This window comes from Paenirhizobium cremeum (genome assembly GCF_022884085.1).
GTDB classification, from domain to species: Bacteria; Pseudomonadota; Alphaproteobacteria; order Rhizobiales; family Rhizobiaceae; genus Allorhizobium; species Allorhizobium cremeum.
On the sequence record NZ_JAGGCS010000005.1, the window covers coordinates 204,215 to 223,080 of the forward strand.

Below are 18,866 nucleotides of genomic sequence, written 5' to 3' on the forward strand. Positions count from 1 at the left end.
TCTGAAGGACTGACGGGAATGACCGCTGCGGAGCCTCAAGGGTTGGACGGCCAGTTGCGCTCTGCGAAACGCAATGTCTTCCTCCTGACGGCTGCCCAATCCATCCTGGGTTCGGCCGCACCCCTCAGTTTCTCGGTCGGCGGGCTTGCAGGCTTCCAGCTTCTCGGCGCCGACAAGTCGCTTGCAACCGCACCGCTGACCGGATTCAACGTCGGTGTGGCGCTGGGGGCGATCGTCGTTGCGGCCGCCTCGCGCATTCTTGGGCGGCGCGAGAGCTTCATGCTCGGCGCGCTGATGGGGGCGACCGGCGGCGCGGTCGCGGCGCTCGCCCTGTTCCGTTCCGATTTCTGGCTTTTTGCTTTCGGCCTGCTGCTGATCGGTCTTTCCGGCGGGTTCACCCAGAAGATCCGTTTCGCCGCCGCCGATGCCTCTCCGAGTTTCTACAAGGGCAAGGCCATCTCCTGGATTCTCGCCGGCGGCATTGTGTCGGCGATTGTCGGACCGCAGCTTGCCATCTGGCTGAAGGACGTGATGGCCCCGGTCACCTTCGCCGGCGCATTCATGGGCCTCGTGCCGCTGATGTTGCTGGCGATCGTGGTTCTGGCTTTCCTGAGATTGCCGGATGCGGCGGGCAAGGTTGGCGAGAATGGCGAGCCTGCCAGACCTCTGCGTGAAATCGTCGCGACGCGGCGTTTCATCACCGGCATGATCTGCGGCATCAGCTCCTATGCCTTGATGACCTTCATGATGACCGGGGCGCCGCTTGCCATGGTCGTCGGCTGCGGCTTTTCATCCGAACTCGCAACGCTCGGCATTCAGTGGCATGTCATCGCTATGTTCGCCCCAAGCTTCTTCACCGGCATGCTGATTTCCCGCTTCGGCACCGAAAGGGTCGTGGCGGCAGGCCTCGTCATCCTGATGGCTTGCGCTGTCGTCGCCCATATCGGCGTCGAACTCTGGAATTTCTGGGGCGCGCTCGTGCTGCTCGGCATCGGCTGGAATTTCGGTTTCATCGGCGCAACCGCTATCGTTGCTTCCAGTTACCGCCCGCATGAGGCCGACAAGGTTCAGGGCTTTCACGATATCATCCTGTTCGGCACCGTCGCGCTCTCCTCCTTTTCCTCCGGCAAGGTTTTCACTGCCTTCGGCTGGTCCGTCATGAACCTCGTCGTCTGGCCGGTGACCATTGTCTGCCTCGTTCTGGTGATTGTGCAGATGCGCGCCACCGCTGCCGCAAGGAAGAGTTGAACCCTTTCGGCTGCGACACCGGCGGGACTTGACGTACAGGAAAGCGCAACGCAATCTCGCCCCCAAGCCGGACGACCTCGGAGGAGGGGGCCGAGTCCGGATGTCACCGCCCGCGAGGAGTGAGGCGCGGGCAATACGGGAGGGTATTGCGAATGACAGTTTTACCAGTCGTTATTTTGTGTGGTCTTCTTTCTGTGGCCTATGCGATCTGGGCCACACGTTCCGTGCTGGCGGCCGATCAGGGCAATGCCCGCATGCAGGAGATCGCGGGCTATATCCGCGAAGGCGCTCAGGCTTACCTCGCTCGTCAATACCTGACCATCGCCATCGTGGGTGCCGTTGTCTTCATCGGTGCTTGGGTTCTGCTGTCCGCGACCGCCGCAATCGGTTTCCTGATCGGAGCGGTGCTGTCCGGTGCCGCCGGCTTTATCGGTATGCATGTCTCGGTCCGCGCCAATGTGCGCACCGCTCAGGCCGCATCACAGAGCCTTTCCGCGGGGCTCGACATCGCCTTCAAGGCCGGTGCCATCACCGGCATGCTGGTCGCAGGTCTCGCCCTTCTCGGCGTTTCCATCTATTTCTACGTGCTGACCGCTGTACTCGGCCATCAAAGCGGCTCGCGCGAGGTGATTGACGCGCTGGTCGCGCTCGGTTTCGGCGCGTCGCTGATCTCGATCTTCGCCCGTCTTGGCGGCGGCATCTTCACCAAGGGCGCCGACGTCGGCGGCGATCTCGTCGGCAAGGTCGAAGCCGGCATTCCGGAGGACGATCCGCGCAATCCGGCGACCATTGCCGATAACGTCGGCGACAATGTCGGCGACTGCGCCGGAATGGCCGCCGACCTCTTCGAGACCTATGCGGTTTCCGTGGTCGCAACCATGGTTTTGGCCGCGATCTTCTTCGCCGGCTCGCCGACGCTCGATATCGCCATGACTTACCCGCTCGCAATCTGCGGCGCCTGCATCGTCACCTCGATCGTCGGCACCTTTTTCGTCAAGCTCGGCACCAGCGGTTCGATCATGGGCGCTCTCTACAAGGGCCTGATCGTCACCGGGGTTCTGTCGATCCTCGGCCTCGGCGCGGCCACCTCGCTCACCGTTGGCTGGGGCTCGATCGGCACTGTCGCCGGCATGGACATCACCGGCTGGAACCTGTTCATCTGCGGCATTCTCGGCCTTGTCGTGACAGCCCTGATCGTCGTGATTACCGAATTCTACACCGGCACCAACAAGCGGCCGGTCAATTCCATCGCCCAGGCTTCCGTAACCGGCCATGGCACCAACGTCATCCAGGGGCTCGCCGTCTCACTGGAGTCGACTGCGCTTCCGGCGATTGTCATCGTCGGCGGCATCATCGCGACTTATCAGCTTGCCGGCCTGTTCGGCACCGCAATCGCCGTCACCACCATGCTTGGCCTTGCCGGCATGATCGTGGCGCTCGACGCATTCGGCCCGGTCACCGACAATGCAGGCGGCATCGCTGAAATGTCCCATCTGCCGCCGGAGGTGCGCAAGTCCACCGACGCGCTCGACGCGGTTGGTAACACCACCAAGGCGGTGACCAAGGGCTATGCGATCGGTTCGGCAGGCCTCGGCGCGCTCGTGCTCTTCGCCGCCTATTCCAACGACCTGCAGTATTTTGCCGCCAACAGCGACAAATACCCGTATTTTTCGGGCATCGGGGATATCTCCTTCAGCCTGTCCAACCCCTATGTCGTGGCCGGGCTGATTTTCGGCGGCCTTATTCCCTATCTCTTCGGTGGCATTGCCATGACCGCGGTCGGCCGCGCCGCCGGTTCGATCGTTGAGGAAGTACGCCGCCAGTTCAAGGAAAAGCCCGGCATCATGCAGGGCACTGAACGGCCGGACTACGGCCGGGCGGTCGATATGCTGACGAAGGCGGCCATTCGCGAGATGATCGTCCCGTCGCTGCTGCCGGTGCTGGCTCCGCTCGTCGTCTATTTCGGCGTGCTGCTGATCTCGGGTTCCAAGGCCTCCGCCTTCGCCGCACTCGGCGCCTCGCTGCTGGGTGTCATCGTCAACGGCCTGTTCGTGGCGATTTCCATGACCTCGGGCGGCGGTGCATGGGATAACGCCAAGAAGAGCTTCGAGGACGGTTTCGTCGACAAGGACGGAGTGAAGCACCTGAAAGGCTCCGACGCCCACAAGGCATCGGTAACCGGCGATACGGTCGGCGACCCTTACAAGGATACTGCCGGCCCGGCCGTCAATCCGGCGATCAAGATCACCAATATCGTCGCCCTGCTGTTGCTTGCGGTGCTGGCAGGCTGACGGCTTTCATTCTGCTGAAACGAAAGAAACCGCGGAACGGGCTTCCGCGGTTTCTTTTTTGTCGGTACCTTCTGTGCGGTCAGGTGCCACCCAGCATATTCTTGATGCTGTTGGCCGCGCCGCCGCCGCCGGAGAGAATCTGTTGCAGGAAGGTGAGGTCCTTGCCGCCCGTCGGAGTGGTGCGGGAAATCATGTCGAAGACCTTGCCGTCCTTCATCGTGTAGTTCGCGCGCTGCGACACGACGCCGTCCTTGTCGAAGTAGATGGCGAGAATCTGCTGCTCCACCAGCCGCTGCTTCATGAAGGCGACCGAGCGCGTGCGCGTCTGCGATATGTAATAGAAGACTTCGCCGTCAAACGTCGCGGTCGTGGACGGCGTGCCGAGCGACAGGAGCACCTGCTCGCGGCTGGAGCCGACCGGCACGAGGTCGAGCGCGTTCTGGTCTACGACATAGCCGTTGTGGAAGACCTCCTGGGTGGAGCACCCCGAAAGGCTCGCGACCGCCACAGCAAGGGCGACAGCAGTGCATCCGAGAACGTTCCTGTTCGATCTGAGGTACCGCATTTCCAACCGCAAGTCTCCCATGACTCTAGATATGGACGTTCGAGAAAACGTCCGCAAACCTGTTGCGCATACCATTGTGGCCTTTCCGGGGACAAACGGCCGACTGCGAAAAACTCGCATTCGCTCCGGCGGTCGGAGACCGGCGTCGCCGTGCCGGCGGGTGCAGGCAGGCAGAAACGGCATTGCAATTCACGCCTGCTTCGGTAAACCAGCTTTCGCAATCATGCAACATGAGCATGGGCAGGCGGGCTTGTTCCTGCGGTTCTTTTTGGTGGAATTGAATGGTATTCGGCTTCTTCCGGCAGAAAAAGCATAACCGGCTCATCGTCGAGCGCCAGTATGCGGCGTTGACTTCCGCCGCGCGCACGCCGTTCTTCTATTCCGACCTCGGTGTTCCCGATACCGTGATGGGCCGTTTCGAAATGCTGTCCATCGTCCTGATTCTGTTCTTTCGACGCACCGCGCGTTCGCCGCGCAGCGGCCAGGAAATCGCTCAGGAGATCGTCGATGCCTTCTTTCAGGACGTCGATCATTCAATCCGCGAACTCGGGATCGGCGACCAGGGCGTGCCCAAGCGCATGAAGAAGCTGGCCGGCATGTTCTACGGCCGCCTTGAGTCTTATGCAGGCTGTCTCGACAAAGGTGCGCGCGAGGAGTTGGCGGCGGCGCTTCTGCGCAATATATACCCGGAAACGGCAGGAACTGCGCCTTCGATGCAGGGGCTTGCCGACTGGATGATCGAGGCCGAGCGGCATTTGGCCGGTCTTGGCGAGGACGTGATCGAGACCGGATCCGTCCGACTTGTGGTTCCCGGAGGAACGCACTGAGATGACGACGAACAGGAAGGATGCCGCAGGCTTTACGTATCTGGTCAAGGTGGGCCATATCTCGGCCAACCCGGTGCAGGTGCATGTGGAAGCCGATGAGCGCGAATGCGCCTGGCTCGCACAATTGTGGAAGGTGCTGGCAGTGAACCGGCTGGCGGCGGATCTCCAGATCGCCCGCTGGAAAAAGGACGGTGTCCGCATCAAGGGGCGTGTTAAGGGCGAGATCGTCCAGGCCTGCGTGGTGACGCTTGATCCGGTTACGGCTGTGATCGATCAGGAGATCGACCAGATCTTCGTTCCGGAAGGTTCCAAGCTGGCGCGCATCGTGACCGACGAGGCCGGTGAAATGGTCCTCGATCCGGAAGGTCCGGATCTGCCGGAGACCTTTGCCGGCGATGCCATCGATGCCGGTGCTCTTGTCGCCGAATTCGCCGCTCTTGCCATCGACCCTTATCCCCGCAAGCCGGGCATCGCTTTTGAGGGCCACCGGGAGGGTTCCGCCGAAGACGACCGGCGTCCTTCGCCCTTTGCGGTGTTGAAGGACTGGAAAAAGGACTGAAGCGCCGCGGATTCCCGGCGATTTGGGTTGTGCGTGGCGGCAAAAACGGTATTTTGGCCGAAAATTTCGCCCGGCAGCGAAAAGAAGGATCAGACATAAGTGATCAGAATTTCTCTCGACGTCATGGGAGGCGACTTCGGCCCTGAAGTCGTCATTCCCGGAGCTGCCAAGGCGCTGGAGCGGCATCCCGATACGACGTTCATTCTTTTCGGTCAGCAGGAGCGCTGCATGCCATTGCTGGCGCAGTATCCGAAGCTGAAGGAAAAGTCCGTCTTCCATCATTGCGAGGTGGCGGTCGGCATGGATGAGAAGCCGAGCCAAGCGCTTCGCCGCGGTCGCTATATTTCGAGCATGTGGCGCGCCATCGAGGCCGTGAAGACCGGTCAGGCCGATGTCGTCGTTTCCGCCGGTAACACCGGTGCGCTGATGGCCATGGCCAAGTTCTGCCTGCGCACGATGGCATCCATCGAGCGTCCGGCAATCGCCGCCATCTGGCCGACGCTGTCCGGTGAAAGCATCGTGCTCGACGTCGGCGCGACCATCGGCGCGGATGCGCAGCAGCTTCTCGACTTCGCCCTGATGGGTGGCGCCATGGCACGTGCCCTGTTCGAGGTAGATCGTCCGTCCGTCGGCCTGCTCAATGTCGGGGTGGAAGAGATCAAGGGACAGGAAGAGGTCAAGGAGGCCGGTCGGCTTATCCGCGAGGCGGGCCTCGATACCATCGATTATTTCGGCTTCGTCGAGGGCGATGATCTCGGCAAGGGAACGGTGGACGTGGTCGTCACCGAAGGCTTCACCGGCAATATCGCCTTGAAGACCGCGGAAGGAACGGCGCGTCAGATCGCCGAATATCTGCGCTCGGCCATGTCGCGCACCTGGCTTGCGAAGATCGGCTATCTCTTTGCGAAAGGCGCATTCGATCGCCTGCGTGAAAAGATGGACCCGAGAAAGGTGAACGGCGGTGTCTTCCTCGGCCTGAACGGCATCGTCATCAAGAGCCATGGCGGAACGGATGCCGAAGGCTTTGCTGCCGCGATCGATGTCGGCTATGACATGGCCCGCAATGGCCTGACGCAAAAGATAGAAAACGATCTGAAAAGATATCATGCCCGGCACCCCTCAGCGGCCGGTCCCGAAGCGGCATGATCCTAGGGGTAGGAAACTAATATGATCCGTGCAGTTGTTCGCGGCTTCGGAGCATCGCTTCCGAAGCGGGTGATGACCAATCGCGAATTGGAAGACCTTGTCGAAACCTCGGACGAATGGATCGTGCAGCGCACGGGCATTCGTCAGCGTCATATTGCCGGCGAAGGCGAGACGACCGCGTCGCTGGGCGCTGCCGCAGCGAAGGCCGCCTTGGACAATGCCGGCCTTGTCGCTGCCGATATCGACCTCATCATCTGTGCGACCTCCACCCCGGACAACACCTTTCCGGCAACCGCAGTCAACATCCAGAACCGGCTCGGCATCCATCACGGTTTTGCCTTCGACGTCCAGGCCGTCTGTTCGGGCTTCGTCTACGCCATGGCGACGGCCGATCTCTATATTCGCGGCGGCATGGCCAAGCGCGTCCTGGTGATCGGGGCGGAAACCTTCTCCCGCATCCTCGACTGGACGGACCGCACCACCTGCGTGCTCTTCGGTGACGGCGCAGGGGCGCTGGTGCTGGAAGCGGAAGAGGGCGAGGGCCGGACCACCGACCGCGGCGTATTGACCTCTCAGCTACGCTCGGACGGTACCCACAAGGACAAGCTCTATGTCGACGGCGGTCCTTCGACCACGGGCACGGTCGGCCATCTCCGCATGGAAGGGCGCGAGGTCTTCAAGCACGCGGTCGGCATGATTACCGACGTGATCGAGGCGGCCTTCGACGCCACCGGCACGACCGCCGCGGATCTGGATTGGCTGGTGCCGCACCAGGCCAACCGCCGCATCATCGATGGGTCGGCGAAGAAGCTCGGCATACCGCTCGAAAAGGTCGTCGTCACCGTAGACCTGCATGGCAATACCTCCGCCGCTTCCATTCCGCTGGCGCTTGCCGTTGCCGCCGGAGACGGCCGCATCAAGAAGGGCGATCTCGTCATGCTGGAAGCGATGGGTGGTGGCTTTACCTGGGGTGCGGTGCTGCTGCGCTGGTAGGGCGAGATTCCAAATAAAGGATTTCATACAAGCGCTTGACCGTCACGCCCAAGGGCAATACTCTCACACCGCTTCAACAAGATCATTGATTTAAACGGGCGGGACACATGGCCGGAAAGACAGTGACGCGAGCGGATTTGGCGGAATCGGTCTTTCGCAAAGTTGGCCTCTCACGCACCGAATCGGCGGAACTCGTCGAAACCGTGATCGATGAGATCTGCAACGCCATCGTTCGTGGCGAGACCGTAAAGCTTTCTTCTTTTGCGACCTTCCAGGTGCGCAGCAAGAATGAACGCATCGGCCGCAATCCCAAGACGGGCGAGGAAGTGCCGATTTCGCCGCGTCGGGTGATGACGTTCAAGGCGTCCAACGTGCTGAAGCAGCGGATTCTCCGGGCGCATCTGTCCCGAAAGGCCAAGCAAAAGCCGCAAAGCCCGGTGTCGTGATCGGCTCTGCCGATTGATTGAGGCGTTCTAACCCTGATAGGGCGCTTGAATTTCTCTGCGCAAATCGTTGAAATAGCCGGCGAGTCGCGCCGACGCGCGTGTCATGGAGCATGAACATGCAGTTGGATAAGAGCCCGGATGCCTTCCGCACCATCAGCGAAGTTGCGGACGATCTCGATCTGCCGCAACATGTGCTGCGTTTCTGGGAAACGCGCTTTCCTCAGATCAAGCCGATGAAGCGCGGTGGAGGACGCCGTTATTATCGGCCGGACGATGTCGAACTGCTGAAGGGCATTCGCCATCTGCTTTACGATCAGGGTTATACGATCAAGGGCGTTCAGAAACTTCTGAAGACCAACGGCAATAAGTTCGTGATGGCGGTGGCGACCGGCGATCATGCGACTATGGAAGCGCTGATCGCGGCAAACGCCCAGAAGTCGGACGAGCCGAAACTCGGCCCTCCGGACGAGGACCAGGTCGTCGGACGCCCCAAGGCGAAAGTCAGTGGCCGATTCTTCGGATTCGGTGGCGGCGACGACGACATGCCCGAAATCTCGGTCGGAAAGAGTACGGTGGGCAAGGAGGATAGGGCGTTGTTACAGGAAGCGCTTTTCGACCTCCTCGAATGCAAGCGGCTGCTCGATCAGGTCCGCTGAGGCTTCCGTCGCCTGTGCCCCGCATGGGGCTTGCACAAGCTTTACAGCCAACGCCACCGTTTCGGATTGTCGGCCGATTCGATCATCAGCCAGTGAAGGTCGACCTTGTTCACCGGCTTGATCTCGTCGTTTCTGTTGTCGAGAACGAGATCGGCCGTCGGCGTTTTGACGATGACGACCACATGCGCCTCTCCGTTTGGAGTGGTGGCCATTGCCAGGCGTATCGAGCGGGGAGGAAGCCCGCCATCGATCAACTTCTTCCGCTTCGTGACGGCATAGTCCTCGCAGTCCCCTGAACGGGGCGACAGACGCCAGGCATCGTTTCCCTTGTTGTCCTTACCGGGCAGGATCGCCTTGTTTACGCTCCTGTTGACCGAAACCAGCGCACGCTCCACCCGGCTGTTCAATTGAGTCCGGTTCGCGCCGCCTTTCGTCCGGCATTCGCGCGGCGTCTCGACACAGAGTTTCACGAAGGCATAAGGCGCAATCGTCGGCGTTTTTTCCTCGAGAAAGGGAGCCGAGAGCCGGCCGCCGGCCTGGGTTTGGCTGGCCGGCCACGAGAAGAAGAACGCGACTGAGGCAATAAGGATGCAGACGGTCATGAGAGGCATCTCACGGCTCCATGGCTGTTTACCCGGCGAAACAGGTGGAACGCGGAGCACCACCAGCTTAGGCTAAAGCATCGACTCCAGAGAATGTCCCCCAATGATCGCAAAATTATGTCGCAGTGCAACATGGTTTTTGCGGCGCACTGGAAACTTGAGCACCGGAAAACGGGAGCAGCCGGACGGACAAATCCCTGAGCCCCCCATGTCCTTTCGAGAGGCAGGCTGTGTCCTGGTGCGATGTCCGATCATCTTTTATGGGGATACCGCCTTCCAACAGGCCCACTTTCTGGTGCGTTGTCCTTCTTTTTAATCCGGGCTTGCATTTTTCCGCTTGCGCTTCGGAGCCGGAAATCATAATGGGATCAGGCCTTAATGGCAGGTCGGGGCGTAGCGCAGCCCGGTAGCGCACTTGACTGGGGGTCAAGGGGTCGTGGGTTCGAATCCCGCCGCCCCGACCATTAAAATCTTGATTTCCCAGCAAAATATTCTTCAAATCCGGGACTGTCCGCCGATCGGACGCGCTGGCGCGACATTTTCGGTAAATTTTTCCCAATTTTGCCCTATCATTGCTGCGTTGCAGCATTATATGGACATTGTCCGCTGCCGGAGGAGCGCGAGCGCGTCGAACTCGATATGAGGAGTGCGCCTGTTCAAGGCTGTGGCGGGCGATCTTCATGGGAGTGAGAAGCCGAATAATTGAACGGAACCGCATTTCCATGCGTATGAAAATTCCCGTGCCGTTTTCCTATATAACGGCCCAGCAGAAGAAATGGCAAAGGCGCTTGAGCCGCGCCGCAGAGATCGTGACGCCGGTTGCTCCTCCTGTGAGATTGCCGCGTGTTCGCGGTCCTCGTCCGCACCTCACGGAAGTCACTGGCTTCGGCACCAATCCGGGGCATTTGCGGATGCTGGAATATGCGCCGCCGAAGGGCTTGAGCCGGCCCGCGCTGGTCGTCGTCCTGCATGGCTGCCTGCAGACCGCCGAGGATTTCGACCGGGGCAGCAACTGGAGCATGCTGGCGCGGGATGGAGGCTTTGTCCTGCTTTATCCGGAGCAGCGTCAGTCCAATAATCCCAACCTGTGCTTCAACTGGTTCCGGCCGAGCGCGGTGGCGCGTGATCGTGGCGAGCTTATGTCTATTCGCCAGATGATCGAGAATGCCTGCGAGCGGCACGGGATCGACCGCGGGCGTATTTTCCTGCAGGGTCTCTCCGCCGGCGGGGCGATGGCGGCCGCCTTGCTCGCCACTTATCCCGATCTCTTTGCGGCCGGACAGATCGTTGCCGGTTTGCCCTTCGGTTCCGCCCGCGATGCCATGACAGCCCTGTCGGTGATGAAATCGGGCGCGAACCGGACACCGCAGGAATGGGGCGACCTCATTCGCGCCGTCACGCCGGAAGTCGCCTGGCGGCCGACGATCTCCATCTGGCACGGCACCGCAGACCGCGTGGTCTCGACAGCCAACGCGCGTGCCGCTCTCAGTCAATGGCTTGATCTTTATGGCCTTCGGGACGAGGACGGCAGACCGGTTTCAATCGAGGGCCATCCTGCACGCCTCTGGACGGACAAGGCAGGCAGACCGCTCATCGAGTTCTGCATGATCGATGGGATGGAGCATGGTTTGCCGGTGCTGAAGAAGCCGCGCAAGGTGACGGGCGAGGGGGGGACGCCCTTCATGCTCGAAGGACGACTGAGCGCGCCCCTTCACATGACGCGCACCTTCATGGCGATCCCCTGAGGCAAGCCAGCGGGTCAATGCACGAGAGATGGCGTGGGCGATCGGCCCCGCCATCGGAAGACAATGAACGCGAAACCTCAGTTCTCTTCGATCGAAACGCCGCTGCGGCCGATGTTGAGTTCGATGCCCTTCGGCTTGGTCTCTTCCCGATAGACGTAGTAGCCGAGGCCCATGACGACGACGGCAAGTGCACCGATGATGAGATAAAGACCATTGTTCCGGTTCATGACTGCTCCTGTTTCCATTCGACAGGGCAATAATCCGAACTGCGGAAAATTGTTCCACTCAGTCGTCGTTGGCAGCGTTGAGGTCTTCCGGACGCACACCGTCATCTTCCTCGTCCCGCGCGGCGAACCGGACACCGGCGCCGCCGGGAGGGCTGTCGCCGTCGGCAAGGAAGAGAATGCCACATGCTTGCAGCGACTGCTTGAGAGCGTAAAGCGTCGCCTGATCGACATTTGCCGTTTCGCCCGCCTCCGTCTGGAGAATCAGGAAGGCGGATACCCCGCTTTTTTCCGAAAGCTGGTCGACAGTGATACCGAGAAGCGCCCTTGCGGCGCGGATTTGAGCGGGTGTGGTCATAAGATCAATATGGCGAAACCGCGCCCGAAATCAATTGGTTCGAAAGTGGATCAGGAAAGGACTTCGCGGTAGATGGCGAGCGTCTGATCGACCATCGCTCCCACGCCGAAAGCATGACGCCGGCCGTTGGCGCTGCCGGCGAACCGCGCGCGTATTTTTCCGTCGGAAAGCGTTTCCATGGCCGAGGCCAGATGCGCGGGATCATCGTCATTGGCAACAATGATGCCGTTTTCGCCGGGAATGACGACATTGCGCGCTCCGCCGACATCGGTAACGATCATCGGCAATCCGTTGGCCGCCGCCTCCAGCAGGACATAGGACATCGCCTCATAGCGGCTGGGCATCACCAGCGCATCGAACGCCTGCATGGCTTCCGCGCCTGTGATTTCCGAGGTGATCGTGACACGGTCGGCAAGATTGGCGGCGTGGACCTCTTTGCGGACTGCCTGTTCCAGTTCGCCATGTCCGACCATGAAAAGTCGGGCATGCGGTACGCGCGCCGCAACTCCGGCAAAGGCCGCGATCATCCGTTCCGGTGCCTTCTGTGCGGAGAGCCGGCCGACGAAGCCGAAGACGAGCGCCTCCTCAGGAAGACCGAAACGCTTGCGGATGGCTTGGCCATCTCCGCTCGGCAGGTCTCCCACGCCATTGACCACGACACGAAGCAGTTCGTCGGGAATGCCGAGGCCAAGCGCGTGGTCGTATTCGCTTTGCGAAACGCAGATCAACCGGTCGGTGAAGAAGCGACCGAGAAGCGTCTCCACCTTTCCGAACAGCAGACGGCCCTTGGCGCCCAGCGCCGGGTCCATCGTACGAAAGGCGTGTGGGGTGTAGATGCGAGGCACATGCGGGCCTGGAAGCCGGATGCGGGTCAGCGCACCGGCCTTGGAACTGTGGCCATGGATGATGTCGAACGGGCCTTCCTCCCGTACGACCCGCACCAACGCCTTCCATGCGGAGGCATCTTCCGGTCCGACGGCACGCAGCATCGGGACGGCGATGACACGCTCAAGATCGAGGGCCTTGAGCTCCCGTACGAAGCGTTCCTCCGCCCGCACCGGCGAATAGACCGCGGTCACGCCATGTCCCTGCGCCTTCAACCCGGCGCAAAGGTCGATGAAATGACGGCCGGAACCTCCGCCGCTCGGTTCGAGAACCTGGAGGATTCGCAGCCGGGAATTCGTATCTTGCATGGTCATGGTCCGGCCGGGCGTCGGCTTGTCCGCTGATGACGCCATTCCAGCGCGCCGCAGCCCCAGACGATACCGAGCAGGAGGTAGAAGTGTCGCCAGTGATCGGTGTCGATGACGTTGCCGATCATCATGTGACCGATGACGACGATCCAGGAAATCATCAGGTAGGGCTGCCATGGGCGGTTACGAAGGAGGTAACGGAAGCCGATGGTGACGGTCCACGCCATAATCGAGATGTAAGAGATAAAGCCGAGCCAGCCGTAGCTGGTAAGGGATTTCAGCCAGATATTGTGCTCGTCTTCCGGAAAGATCTTGCTGAACACCATCGGGCCGATGCCGAACGGCTGTTCCATGGCGTTCAGGAAACCGATGCGGTGGCGGGCAAAACGGCCGAGATGCCCGCCGTCATATTCCTTGACCAGCGTCGTGCGGTCGAGGAACAGGTTGCGGACCTGCTCGAACTGCAGCGCTATTGTCACGGCGACAACCAGCGTCGCCACGGCTGCAAGCGACAGCAGCAGTATCTTCAACCGGAAGGTGCCGGTGCGCTCCTTGAGGAGCAGGATCAGCACGAGCGCCATGGCGGAAAACAGGAAGAGCGCCCATGCCGCGCGCGAGAAGGACAGGAAGACACCGAGCGCTATCACCAGAAGACCGGCGATCTTGACGGGCGCTCCCGCAAGCCGCCCGGTCAAAAGGCCATGGATCAGATAGAGCGAAGGTGCGATCAGGAAGGGGCCGAAGACGTTGGGGTCCTGAAACGCGCCCATGGCGCGGTCATAGCGGGTAAAAGCCTCCGCGCCCGGAAAGGCGTGAAAATAGCCGAGGATACCGAGCAGGGCGGTAATCACGGCTGCGGCGACCCATGCGCGGAAGATCAGCCGCAGCCGCCTGTGGTCGTCCTCGATGATGGCCGCATAGAATACCGAGGTCAGCGCCAGGAAGGTGGAGACGGCGAGATACATCGGCCCATCGGCCAGATCCTTCATCACGGTCAGTGAAAGAATGCCGCCGACATTGAATACCAGCAGGAATGTCAGCAATGGAGCGACGGCCCGTGAGATCCTCAGCCCGAGCAGGAACCAGATCGCGACCTGGACCACCATGACGAGCTCGTAAGGGGCAGGTTCCGAAATGACGAAGCCGGACAGGAAGACGCCGAAGGCGACTATCGCTGAACCGATGATCGCCAGTGCCGCGCGCTGTGGCCTGAAAACGACAGGAGCCTGGACCTCGATCGTACTCAATACGCATTTTCCGTGTTCAGCAGACGGATAGGCGTCAGGAAGAGGATCTTCAGATCGAAGAGCAGCGACCAGTTCTCGATGTAGTAGAGGTCGTAGGCTGTTCGGTATTTGATCTTGTCGTCGCTGTCGATCTCGCCCCGCCAGCCGTTGATCTGCGCCCAGCCGGTGACGCCGGGCTTGACGCGGTGACGGGCGAAATAGCCGTCGACGACGTCCGCATAGACCCGGTCGTGGGTCGCGGCGGAGACGGCATGCGGGCGAGGGCCGACGAGCGAGAGGTCACCCCGCAGCACGTTGAAGAGCTGGGGCAGTTCGTCGATCGACGATTTGCGGATGAAGCGCCCGACTTTGGTCACTCGAGGGTCGCCCTTGGTCACTGCCTTGCGCGCTGAGGGATCGCTCATCTCGGTATACATCGAACGGAATTTCAGGACGTTGATGACTTCGTTGTTGAAGCCATGGCGCTTCTGCATGAAGAAGACCGGCCCCTTGGAGTTCAGCTTGATCGCGATGGCGGTAGCGATGAAGACCGGCCAGAGGAGCGAGAGCGCCACTAGGCTGAAGAAAATGTCGAAGGCGCGTTTTGCAACCGAGTCCCAGTCGCGGATCGGCTTGTCGAGGATGTCGAGCATCGGCACTGCGCCGACATGGGAGTAGGAACGCGGACGGAAGCGAAGACTGTTGGAATGGGCCGCGAGACGGATATCCGTCGGCAGGACCCAAAGCAGCTTCAGAAGCTGCAGGATGCGCGCCTCGGCGCTGAGGGGCAGGGAGATAATCAGCATGTCGATGCGCGCGAGGCGGGCGAATTCGACGAGTTCGGCAACCGTGCCGAGCTTTGGATAGCCTGCGACCACATCGGGCGAACGGGCGGAACCGCGGTCATCGAAGATGCCGCAGATGCGGATGTCGTTTTCCGGCTGCTGCTCCAGTGCGCGGATCAGGTCCTTGGCGGGCTGACCGCCGCCGACGATGACAGCGCGGCGTTCCATGATGCCGTTGCGGCCCCATTTGCGGATCGCGAAGCCGACCAGATTGCGCTCGACGAGCAGGAAGGCAAGGCCGCAGCCATACCAGATGACCAGCCAGTCGCGGAAATCGAGGCCGTTCTTGCGGAAGAGGAAAAGCCCGAGAGCGACAAGGGTCAGCGCCACCGTCCAGCCGCCGACATATCGGCTTGCGGACCGCAGCGGCGTACGCAGCACGGAAATCTGATAGCTGTCCGCAATCTGGATCAACAGCACCGTGATGGCGGAACCGATCGCGCTCAAGCCCATAATGCTGAAGAAAAGTGCGGCCGGTTGAGCGGCTATGAAATAATGAACCCCGAGGCCGATGGCGAAGAGGCAGAGGAATTCGAGCAGCCTGAGCTGTCCGATGATGATCGTCGGTGAATAGTTGGACTCCTGAAACTGGCTGGCGATCTGCCGGGCCAGCGGATTGATCTCCGCGCTCTCCGAGGCGCCTGGCATGGCATCGCCCATGGCGGCGTTTTCAGAGATCTTCTTGCGCAGCGCGTCGACGTCGAACTGCTCGGACTTTTCCATCTGATTCATTTGAGGATCTCGCCTTGTGTGGCCGCAGCCTAGAGGAAAGGTCCTAAGAAACGTTTGATCGCGAACGGCAAAAACCACCCGTCGCCTTGGAAACTGCCATGTTTTGGCACAGTAATGAGGCTTGCGCCCCCATCCGCGATTTGACAGAAATCAACGTGGCGCCAAGCCGATCATGCGATGGAAAGTCTTGCGGCCGGTGGCTTCCAGAAAGGCATTTTCGCATGGAAAAGAAACACGTTTTCAACCTTGGTTATTTTCTCTTCGCTTTTTCGTTGCTGCTGATCTTCCAGGCATGGATCGGCTATCGCGACTACGCGCAGCTCTCCTATACCGAGATGCTGAATGCGGTGAACGAAGGCAGGGTTGCTGCCGTTACCCTGACCGAGACCACCGTGCAGGGCGAGTTCAAGGAGCCGCAGTCCGGCCGCAAGTATTTCGTGGCGAACCGTGTGGACCCGGCTTTCGCGGAGGTCTTCGAGAAGGCGGGCGTCAAGATCACCGGCGCGACTGACGCCAACTGGCTGACCACCTTGCTCTCCTGGGTGCTGCCGGTGGTCGTATTCTTTGCCCTGTGGTCGTTTTTCTTCCGTGGGATTGCCGAGCGCCAGGGCATGGGCGGGTTAATCAACATCGGCAAGTCGAGAGCCAAGATCTATCTGGAGCGCAAGACCGGCGTGACCTTCGACGACGTGGCCGGCATCGACGAGGCAGAGGCCGAACTGGAGGAGATCGTTTCCTTCCTCAAGGACAAGGATCGCTATGGCCGGCTTGGCGCGCGCATCCCGAAGGGCATCCTGCTGGTCGGTCCTCCCGGAACCGGCAAGACGCTGATGGCGCGCGCGGTCGCCGGCGAGGCGAGTGTGCCCTTTTTCTCCATCTCGGGTTCGGAGTTCGTGGAGATGTTCGTGGGCGTGGGTGCTGCCCGCGTGCGTGACCTGTTCGAACAGGCCCGCGCTGCGGCGCCCTGCATCATCTTCATCGATGAGCTCGATGCGCTCGGTCGTGCGCGCAATTCGTTCGGCGGTTTCGGTGGTAATGACGAGAAGGAGCAGACACTCAACCAGTTGCTCGCCGAACTCGATGGCTTCGACCCTCGCGTCGGCATCGTCCTGCTGGCTGCGACCAACCGTCCGGAGATCCTGGACCCGGCCCTGATGCGTGCCGGTCGTTTCGACCGGCAGGTGGTGATCGATCGCCCGGACAGGAAGGGCCGCGTGGCGATCCTCAAGGTGCATATGAAGAACGTCATCATCGACCAGGATGTCGATATCGATGCGATTGCCGGACTGACGCCGGGCTTCACCGGCGCCGACCTCGCCAACCTCATCAATGAGGCAGCGATCCTTGCCACCCGTCGAAGCGCCGGCACGGTGGCCATGGAGGATTTTGTCGCTGCGGTGGAGCGCGTGATTGCCGGTACGGAACGGCGCAGCCGCATTCTCAATCCCGAGGAGCGCCGCCGCGTCGCCTATCACGAGATGGGCCATGCACTTGTCGCCTCAGCGTTGAAGACCGCCGATCCCGTGCAGAAGGTCTCGATCATTCCCCGCTCCATCGGGGCGCTCGGTTATACCTTGCAACGGCCGACCGAAGACCGCTTTCTGATTACTTCGGGCGAACTCAGGGAACGGATGGTCGTCCTGCTGGCTGGTCGTGCAGCGGAAGACCTGATCTTCGGGGAGATTTCGACCGGCGCCGCCGACGACCTCGCCAAGGTGACGGATATCGCCCGGGAGATTGTGACCCGTTTCGGCATGGACGCCTCCGTCGGGCAGGCGGTCCTGGAGCCGCAGCGCAGCCAGTGGCTGGACGATGGCCAGATGCGCATGCGACCGAAGGATTATTCCGAGGCGACAGCGCGTGAGGTGGATCTTGCTGTGCGCTCCATGATCGATGCCGCCTACCAGCAGGCAAAGCGTGTGCTGGAGGGGCGCCGTTCGGAACTGGAAAACGGCTCGAAGCTGCTGCTCGAGAAGGAGACATTGACGCCGGTTGATTTTCCGCCGCTGGCGCGCCGCAGCGGTGGCGTGGAGGTGCCGGCAGTTTGACCGACATGGTTCAATTCAGGAAAGCGGCTTCGAGGCGTTCCCGGTAGAGGTCGGCAATCTGGTCGGCCATGGTGGATGCGGAAAACTTGGCTTTGAAAGCCGCCGCATCCGGCATGGTCGCGCGGCGCCAGCCGGGCGTGGTTATGGCTTTTGTCATGACGCGCGCCAGATCTTCTGCGTTGCCCGGTTCCACAAGCGCCTCGCTCTCCGGTCCGAGCGCTTCCGGTACGCCACCGACCCTCGACGCGATCACGGATTTTCCGGCGGCGAGGGCTTCGAGCACGATATAGGGCATCGCTTCGGCGCGGGAGGGCACGACGACGATGTCGGACATGGCAAAGGCCTCCTTAACCGGCATGGCCGGCAGAAGGCCGATACGCCGGCCAAGCCCGCGCTGTTGCATCATGGCGTCGTATTTGTCGCGATCAGGACCGTCGCCGATGATGAGAGCGCTGAGCGGATGGCCGACGAGGCGCTCGGTGCGGGCGAAGGCGTCGATGAAGACATCCGGTCCCTTGAGATCGCGCAGCATGCCGGCATAGAGGAAATGCACGCCGTCGGAGCGCGGCGGAATGCGCACGAAATCGCGGTCGTTGATGCCATTATAGACCATCCTGTCGGCGCAGCGCGGCCGTCCGATCTTGCGGACATAGGTCTGTCGCTCATAGTCACAAACGAAGACGAGTGCGTCCGTCATGTGTTCGAGCATGCGTTCGGCGGCAAACACGCCGCGGCCCGCAATCGACCTGGGGTCGAAATGCAGGCTGCCCCCATGGGGCGAATAGAAGCGGGCAACGCGATACCTCTTGACCCGCAAGGCTGAGCCGATGATGCGTGCGACCGCGCCGCCCTTGGCGCCATGGCCGTGCAACACATTCGGCTGCAAGCTCCTTATTTCCTTGTAACTGGCGTAAAGCGCCGCGATGTCGCTGAGCCCGATCGAGCGCTGGATCGGCATGCGCGTCAGGCCGAGCGACAGATAGGGACGAATCTGCTCGAACATCCGGTCCTCGTGTTCGCTGCCGGTCGAACTGTCGCACAGGATGCCGACGTCGTGCCCGGCGCGCGCATGCTGTTCCGCAAGGTCGCGCACATGGCGGAAGATACCGCCTATGGGAGACCGGAAACAGTGCACAATGCGAAGGGGAATGGCTTGTGGCAT

General features: G+C 61.2%; 18 protein-coding genes and 1 tRNA gene. 11 read left to right on the forward strand and 8 right to left on the reverse strand.

All coding sequences use genetic code 11. The features are described 5' to 3' along the window. Positions 1 to 18 precede the first annotated feature (18 nt). Together J5N58_RS11395 and J5N58_RS11400 are read left to right on the forward strand one after the other, a co-directional pair. Positions 19 to 1,248 carry an MFS transporter gene (locus J5N58_RS11395; RefSeq protein ID WP_112827213.1) on the forward strand — a complete coding sequence of 410 codons (1,230 nt, stop codon included), beginning with the start codon at positions 19 to 21 and terminating at the stop codon, positions 1,246 to 1,248. 152 nt (positions 1,249 to 1,400) lie between these two features. Further along, positions 1,401 to 3,539, forward strand: coding sequence for a sodium-translocating pyrophosphatase (locus tag J5N58_RS11400; protein WP_112827212.1), 2,139 nt, complete (start codon positions 1,401 to 1,403; stop codon positions 3,537 to 3,539). A 79-nt stretch (positions 3,540 to 3,618) separates the two neighbouring features. On the opposite strand, the gene J5N58_RS11405 is transcribed toward J5N58_RS11400, so the two are convergent. After that, entirely contained in the window at positions 3,619 to 4,116 is a 498-nt protein-coding gene (locus tag J5N58_RS11405) for an outer membrane protein assembly factor BamE (RefSeq protein ID WP_112827211.1), read from the reverse strand. 269 nt (positions 4,117 to 4,385) lie between these two features. On the opposite strand from J5N58_RS11405, the gene J5N58_RS11410 reads away from it, so the two are divergent. The 6 genes from J5N58_RS11410 to J5N58_RS11435 all read left to right on the forward strand — a co-directional run bounded on the left by J5N58_RS11410 (position 4,386) and on the right by J5N58_RS11435 (position 8,731). After that, positions 4,386 to 4,931 (forward strand): ubiquinol-cytochrome C chaperone family protein, encoded by a 546-nt coding sequence (locus J5N58_RS11410; RefSeq protein WP_112827210.1) that lies wholly within the window; start codon positions 4,386 to 4,388, stop codon positions 4,929 to 4,931. 1 nt (position 4,932) lies between these two features. Further along, positions 4,933 to 5,490, forward strand: coding sequence for a YceD family protein (locus J5N58_RS11415; protein ID WP_244710843.1), 558 nt, complete (start codon positions 4,933 to 4,935; stop codon positions 5,488 to 5,490). A gap of 99 nt (positions 5,491 to 5,589) precedes the next feature. Then, complete coding sequence (plsX, locus tag J5N58_RS11420; protein WP_112827208.1) at positions 5,590 to 6,636, forward strand: phosphate acyltransferase PlsX; 1,047 nt, start codon at positions 5,590 to 5,592, stop codon at positions 6,634 to 6,636. Positions 6,637 to 6,657: 21 nt separating this feature from the next. Next, complete coding sequence (locus tag J5N58_RS11425; RefSeq protein WP_112827207.1) at positions 6,658 to 7,629, forward strand: beta-ketoacyl-ACP synthase III; 972 nt, start codon at positions 6,658 to 6,660, stop codon at positions 7,627 to 7,629. A gap of 107 nt (positions 7,630 to 7,736) precedes the next feature. Continuing rightward, the gene (locus J5N58_RS11430) at positions 7,737 to 8,075 is read left to right on the forward strand and encodes an integration host factor subunit alpha (RefSeq protein ID WP_112827206.1); all 339 of its coding nucleotides are present in this window, start codon (positions 7,737 to 7,739) and stop codon (positions 8,073 to 8,075) included. Between the two features lie 122 nt (positions 8,076 to 8,197). Further along, on the forward strand, positions 8,198 to 8,731 hold the full coding sequence (locus J5N58_RS11435; RefSeq protein WP_112827461.1) for a MerR family transcriptional regulator: 534 nt from the start codon (positions 8,198 to 8,200) through the stop codon (positions 8,729 to 8,731). A 41-nt stretch (positions 8,732 to 8,772) separates the two neighbouring features. Here J5N58_RS11435 and J5N58_RS11440 read toward each other — a convergent pair whose 3' ends face one another. Beyond that, positions 8,773 to 9,342, reverse strand: a complete 570-nt coding sequence (locus J5N58_RS11440; protein ID WP_112827205.1) for a transglutaminase-like cysteine peptidase — start codon at positions 9,340 to 9,342, stop codon at positions 8,773 to 8,775. A 378-nt stretch (positions 9,343 to 9,720) separates the two neighbouring features. Here J5N58_RS11440 and J5N58_RS11445 point away from each other — a divergent pair. After that, a tRNA-Pro gene (locus J5N58_RS11445) sits at positions 9,721 to 9,797 on the forward strand. Positions 9,798 to 10,055: 258 nt separating this feature from the next. Then, positions 10,056 to 11,078 (forward strand): extracellular catalytic domain type 1 short-chain-length polyhydroxyalkanoate depolymerase, encoded by a 1,023-nt coding sequence (locus J5N58_RS11450; protein ID WP_113338756.1) that lies wholly within the window; start codon positions 10,056 to 10,058, stop codon positions 11,076 to 11,078. 77 nt (positions 11,079 to 11,155) lie between these two features. Here the strand turns inward: J5N58_RS11450 and J5N58_RS11455 are convergent, their stop codons facing one another. Genes J5N58_RS11455 through J5N58_RS11475 form a run of 5 tightly spaced genes read right to left on the reverse strand, consistent with a single transcriptional unit; the run spans position 11,156 to position 15,656 of the window. Next, a complete protein-coding gene (locus J5N58_RS11455; RefSeq protein WP_244710845.1) occupies positions 11,156 to 11,305 on the reverse strand; it encodes a hypothetical protein in 150 nt (49 codons plus the stop codon). A gap of 58 nt (positions 11,306 to 11,363) precedes the next feature. Then, the gene (locus J5N58_RS11460) at positions 11,364 to 11,660 is read right to left on the reverse strand and encodes a helix-turn-helix domain-containing protein (RefSeq protein ID WP_112827203.1); all 297 of its coding nucleotides are present in this window, start codon (positions 11,658 to 11,660) and stop codon (positions 11,364 to 11,366) included. A 50-nt stretch (positions 11,661 to 11,710) separates the two neighbouring features. Next, entirely contained in the window at positions 11,711 to 12,853 is a 1,143-nt protein-coding gene (locus J5N58_RS11465; RefSeq protein WP_244710847.1) for a glycosyltransferase, read from the reverse strand. A 2-nt stretch (positions 12,854 to 12,855) separates the two neighbouring features. Further along, positions 12,856 to 14,100 (reverse strand): O-antigen ligase family protein, encoded by a 1,245-nt coding sequence (locus J5N58_RS11470; protein WP_244710849.1) that lies wholly within the window; start codon positions 14,098 to 14,100, stop codon positions 12,856 to 12,858. Continuing rightward, positions 14,097 to 15,656: an undecaprenyl-phosphate glucose phosphotransferase gene (locus J5N58_RS11475; protein WP_112827200.1), complete on the reverse strand. Its 1,560-nt coding sequence runs from the start codon at positions 15,654 to 15,656 to the stop codon at positions 14,097 to 14,099. The genes J5N58_RS11470 and J5N58_RS11475 overlap by 4 nt, the downstream gene beginning before the upstream one ends. A gap of 221 nt (positions 15,657 to 15,877) precedes the next feature. Between J5N58_RS11475 and ftsH the strand changes: the two genes are divergently transcribed. Further along, positions 15,878 to 17,704 carry an ATP-dependent zinc metalloprotease FtsH gene (ftsH, locus tag J5N58_RS11480; protein WP_112827199.1) on the forward strand — a complete coding sequence of 609 codons (1,827 nt, stop codon included), beginning with the start codon at positions 15,878 to 15,880 and terminating at the stop codon, positions 17,702 to 17,704. Between the two features lie 10 nt (positions 17,705 to 17,714). On the opposite strand, the gene J5N58_RS11485 is transcribed toward ftsH, so the two are convergent. After that, positions 17,715 to 18,866, reverse strand: a complete 1,152-nt coding sequence (locus tag J5N58_RS11485) for a glycosyltransferase family 4 protein (protein WP_244710851.1) — start codon at positions 18,864 to 18,866, stop codon at positions 17,715 to 17,717.

Excerpts from the sequence above, each read along its gene's own strand:
- J5N58_RS11400 (WP_112827212.1), top strand. The coding sequence starts at position 1,401 with ATGACAGTTTTACCAGTCGTTATTTTGTGTGGTCTTCTTTCTGTGGCC.
- J5N58_RS11485 (WP_244710851.1), bottom strand. The coding sequence starts at position 18,866 with ATGCCACAAGCCATTCCCCTTCGCATTGTGCACTGTTTCCGGTCTCCC.
- J5N58_RS11430 (WP_112827206.1), top strand. The coding sequence starts at position 7,737 with ATGGCCGGAAAGACAGTGACGCGAGCGGATTTGGCGGAATCGGTCTTT.
- J5N58_RS11455 (WP_244710845.1), bottom strand. The coding sequence starts at position 11,305 with ATGAACCGGAACAATGGTCTTTATCTCATCATCGGTGCACTTGCCGTC.
- J5N58_RS11450 (WP_113338756.1), top strand. The coding sequence starts at position 10,056 with ATGCGTATGAAAATTCCCGTGCCGTTTTCCTATATAACGGCCCAGCAG.
- ftsH (WP_112827199.1), top strand. The coding sequence starts at position 15,878 with ATGGAAAAGAAACACGTTTTCAACCTTGGTTATTTTCTCTTCGCTTTT.
- J5N58_RS11425 (WP_112827207.1), top strand. The coding sequence starts at position 6,658 with ATGATCCGTGCAGTTGTTCGCGGCTTCGGAGCATCGCTTCCGAAGCGG.
- J5N58_RS11415 (WP_244710843.1), top strand. The coding sequence starts at position 4,933 with ATGACGACGAACAGGAAGGATGCCGCAGGCTTTACGTATCTGGTCAAG.
- J5N58_RS11460 (WP_112827203.1), bottom strand. The coding sequence starts at position 11,660 with ATGACCACACCCGCTCAAATCCGCGCCGCAAGGGCGCTTCTCGGTATC.
- J5N58_RS11410 (WP_112827210.1), top strand. The coding sequence starts at position 4,386 with ATGGTATTCGGCTTCTTCCGGCAGAAAAAGCATAACCGGCTCATCGTC.
- J5N58_RS11465 (WP_244710847.1), bottom strand. The coding sequence starts at position 12,853 with ATGCAAGATACGAATTCCCGGCTGCGAATCCTCCAGGTTCTCGAACCG.
- J5N58_RS11475 (WP_112827200.1), bottom strand. The coding sequence starts at position 15,656 with ATGAATCAGATGGAAAAGTCCGAGCAGTTCGACGTCGACGCGCTGCGC.
- J5N58_RS11395 (WP_112827213.1), top strand. The coding sequence starts at position 19 with ATGACCGCTGCGGAGCCTCAAGGGTTGGACGGCCAGTTGCGCTCTGCG.
- J5N58_RS11440 (WP_112827205.1), bottom strand. The coding sequence starts at position 9,342 with ATGCCTCTCATGACCGTCTGCATCCTTATTGCCTCAGTCGCGTTCTTC.